The organism is Flammeovirga aprica JL-4 (assembly GCF_012844305.1).
GTDB lineage: Bacteria > Bacteroidota > Bacteroidia > Cytophagales > Flammeovirgaceae > Flammeovirga > Flammeovirga aprica.
The window spans coordinates 1-3,331 of record NZ_JABANE010000235.1; the positions used below are offsets into that span (position 1 = coordinate 1).

4 protein-coding genes are annotated in these 3,331 nt (G+C 31.2%); 1 reads left to right on the forward strand and 3 read right to left on the reverse strand.

The genetic code is table 11. From position 1 onward, the window contains the following. Positions 1-388: hypothetical protein (locus tag HHU12_RS33350; protein ID WP_169661051.1), on the reverse strand; the 388-nt coding region annotated here is incomplete at its 3' end. A gap of 111 nt (positions 389-499) precedes the next feature. Here HHU12_RS33350 and HHU12_RS33355 point away from each other — a divergent pair. After that, positions 500-1,405 (forward strand): Rpn family recombination-promoting nuclease/putative transposase, encoded by a 906-nt coding sequence (locus HHU12_RS33355; protein ID WP_169661052.1) that lies wholly within the window; start codon positions 500-502, stop codon positions 1,403-1,405. A 154-nt stretch (positions 1,406-1,559) separates the two neighbouring features. Here HHU12_RS33355 and HHU12_RS33360 read toward each other — a convergent pair whose 3' ends face one another. Both HHU12_RS33360 and HHU12_RS33365 read right to left on the reverse strand, forming a co-directional pair. Beyond that, a complete protein-coding gene (locus tag HHU12_RS33360; RefSeq protein WP_169661053.1) occupies positions 1,560-2,237 on the reverse strand; it encodes a hypothetical protein in 678 nt (225 codons plus the stop codon). Beyond that, positions 2,234-3,331, reverse strand: a 1,098-nt coding sequence (locus HHU12_RS33365; RefSeq protein WP_169661054.1) for a hypothetical protein, incomplete at its 5' end; no start/stop codon positions are given. The genes HHU12_RS33360 and HHU12_RS33365, both read right to left, overlap by 4 nt.

Below are 3,331 nucleotides of genomic sequence, written 5' to 3' on the forward strand. Positions count from 1 at the left end.
ACTTATAAAAAACATAAATATCACTATTATTTTTCATTTCACGACGAATATCTGACTTTTCAGCTGGACGAATATCCCCTTCATTTATAGCAGGCAATGGTGTACCATCATCTTTACAATCCTGCCATAAAATACTAATAAAGTCTTTGTCTTTTCGCAATTCATCCTCATTGATATAAGCAATTTCCCAACCACTCACCAAAGAAGTATCACCCTCCATCACCTTCTTCAATTCTTCATCACTACATATATCATCAATAACCTGCTCTTGTTTCTTTTTAGTATCAAGTTCCATAATACGCCAGTTCAGACGTCTACTTATCTTACATGACTTTGTATCTATGTCTTCTAATTCCTTTTCACCCAATTCAAGAATCGCTAATACCACTCCTTTTGCTAGGGCTAATTCTTTGATTCGTTCAGGACTCTGTCCTTTCTTCAGAAGCTCTTTTTTGACTTCTATTTAATTTGTACATTTGCTTTAAAGAAAGTTACAAAGATGCTACAAGAAAAATACATCAATCCTTTTACCGATTTTGGTTTTAAACGCTTATTTGGACAAGAGCCAAGTAAAGCTATTCTTATGGATTTTTTAAATGAACTCCTTCGTGAGCAAGAAGGGGAAATTAAGTCTATGACTTATTTAAAAAATGAGCATTTAGGAAGCGGTGAAATTGATAGAAAGGCTATATTTGACTTGTATTGCGAAAATGAAAGAGGCGAGAAATTTATTGTAGAACTACAAAAAACAAAGCAGAATTTCTTTAAAGATAGAGCTTTGTATTATTCTACTTTTCCTATTCAAGAACAAGCCAAAAAGGGTGCGGAATGGAACTTCGAACTAAAGTCTGTATATACAATTGCAATTTTAGATTTTGTTTTTGATGAAGATAAAGGACAAAATAAATACCGATATGATGTGAAATTGACTGATATAGAAACTCAAAAAGTATTCTATGACAAGTTGACTTTCACATACCTAGCCATGCCTAATTTCAATAAAGGGTTACCTGAATTAGAAACAAAATTTGATAAGTGGCTTTATGTCATTAAAAACTTAACCAAATTGGATGAACGACCTAAAGAGCTAAAAGGTAAAATCTTTGATGCTTTTTTTGAAACGGCTGAAGTGGCTAAAATGTCACGTAAAGAGTTAATGAGTTATGAGGATTCTTTGAAGTATTATAGAGATTTGCATAATTCTTTGGATACGGCGAAGGGAGAGGGGATTGAAATTGGAAGAGAAGAAGGGCTAAAAGAAGGTTTAGAAAAAGGAAAGGAAGAAGGTAAAAAAGAACAAGCAATTGAAACAGCTAAATCAATGCTTCTCGATGGGCTTAGTATTGATAAAGTAGCACAGTATTCTGGTTTGAGTTTGGAAGAGGTACAAAGTATTAAACTATAATTTCATTACTTGATATTCTATAAAATAATGTAGGAAATTTGCCCAAATAAACCCTCATTCAGAAAAGTGTTCTGAATGAGGGTTACTGTGGACAGCGTTGAGTTTACATCCTCCAGTGCTTTACAAACACTGCCTATTTTATCTTCTTTGTGATTTACTTGGAGAGGAAAGTACGATCTAGTTCTAGGAAAACGTTGTAGTCTTTTTTCCATTCTTCGCGCGGAGATTTAACTTTCTTTTTTACAATATCCTTATACCATTTTAAGTATTTGTTAAAGTTTGGGTTTTGGCAGATTTTCAAAGTAATCATTGCTTTTTCAGTTGTATAATCTCTTAAAAAAGCGTTAGAATATCTTGGCAAATTTGTCATTTCTGAAATAGACTGTAATGGAAAAAGCTTATCATTTACATCTTGTAAGGTTTGATACTCCTCAAAATAAGGAAAGGCTTTTGCTTCTAATTGTTTATTTATATCTAATAAAACTGTATCTATATTTTCAGTATATAAACTAAATTTATTAGTAGATATAAAACCATCTTTTTTATTAGAATGAATTGTTAATTCAGTATCACACCTTTTATTATTTTGAATTAGTATTGTTAGCAAATCTTCAACCTCACGAAATTTTATACCATAATTAATACTTATTTTATATTTCCCATCTGAATTCTCATCATAACTATCAATCGTAATAATATCACGTTTATACTTATTCTCCCTAATAAAATTATTTCCTTGCCTATACCAGATTTTAATATCTGATTTGTTAAATCCATTCTTTAATAGGAAGTTTTCAAAAATTGAGTTCTTTATTATTTCTATATTCATCATAATTTTTTGAAATACATATTTTTAAAGTTTGTTGACTCGATCCCATTACCATCACCAAAAATTTTCAAAATATAAGAGTGGCATGGAATATCTTTATCAATTTCAAATATTTTATTCACGGGTAAATCATTATTGAATTTAATTGCTTGTGAATTAATATCCTCATCTTTTGGTGATTTTACAAATAAGACAATTGACTTATTTGTAGATTCTATCTGATTCTTAGTAAAATCAGTAGATTCTTTATACTTGATATCAGCTATAATAACATCCCATACTTTCTCATCTTCATCATTAAATCCTTCTTTTACTAACGCCAAATCTGCAATAAAGTACTGCCCCGAATCAGCACAAACAGTACTATTATTAATACAAAAATATACCTGGGAAAGTATCTGCCTATCCTCCAAGTCAGGTACCGTTTCTAACAAACGTTGATACACTACTGAATTTTTATCCGTTAATGCTTTTGTTATATTTTTTTCAAACTTTGTTCCATTGTTCATATTAGCTAATTTCAGAGCTCTTTTATACCAATGATCTGCCCAGGCGTATACCACTTGATCACCGCCTTTGTAATTATGTGAAATTAAATCTCTGACATATTCCATATTTACTTCAACGTCATTTTTGTAAGCAATAAAAGCTTTAGTTAAATTATAATTAAAGCCATTAAGTGCGGTAATTTTTTTATTCCAGGGATTTAGATAAGTGCCATTATATTCCAAATCATCAATAAAACTACCAAGTGTTTCATCTGACATTAAAGCAAGATGAATTTGTACTTTGTACTCAAGCCAGTCAAATATTTGCAATGATGACCAATCTTTCCTTACTACTTGACTTCCGTTTGAATATAATATATCCCACTCGCTCACCAAAGAAGTATCCCCCTCCATCACCTTCTTCAATTCTTCATCACTACATATATCATCTATAATATCATCACGCTTCTTTTCCGTATCCAGTTCCATAATACGCCAATTCAGACGCCTACTTATCTTACATGATTTGGTATCTATATCTTCTAATTCCTTATCACCCAATTCAAGAATGGCTAACGCTAATACCACTCCTTTAGCTATCGCTAATTC